A 363-nucleotide genomic window follows, 5' to 3' on the forward strand; every position below is an offset into this window, starting at 1 on the left:
CCAATCCGAGAGGCATCTCGTAGGTGCAACTTTTCCATAGATCTACGCGCGTGTCAGCCGCGTTCGATGATTCCAATCTCGTGTCGGACGCAGGTCTGGTCCCGGCGATGGCGTTGGCGGTAAAAACCTGCCTTGGCGAACTCGCTGATCTATGGCTGACGCTGCCCGGATACTTCGGCGCCAATGCGGGCCTGAAAGTCACCGCTCTGGTCGCGGGCATGGTCGCCGGGGCCGATTCCATCGATGACATGGCCTTGTTGCGGCACGGCGGGATGAAAAAGCTGTTCGCCGGCGCGTATGCTCCTTCGACCTTGGGATCGTTCCTGCGGGCGTTCACTTTCGGCCATGTCCGCCAGCTCGACG

The 363-nt window shown here is 61.2% G+C and carries 1 pseudogene; it reads left to right on the plus strand.

The window, feature by feature from the left end:
* Positions 1-23: 23 nt before the first annotated feature.
* Positions 24-363: pseudogene (locus ACLRGI_RS14415) on the plus strand (IS1380 family transposase); the annotation flags it as partial.

It is taken from the genome of Paenarthrobacter sp. PPS72 (genome assembly GCF_048537125.1).
In the GTDB taxonomy this organism is placed as follows: domain Bacteria; phylum Actinomycetota; class Actinomycetes; order Actinomycetales; family Micrococcaceae; genus Arthrobacter; species Arthrobacter nitroguajacolicus_E.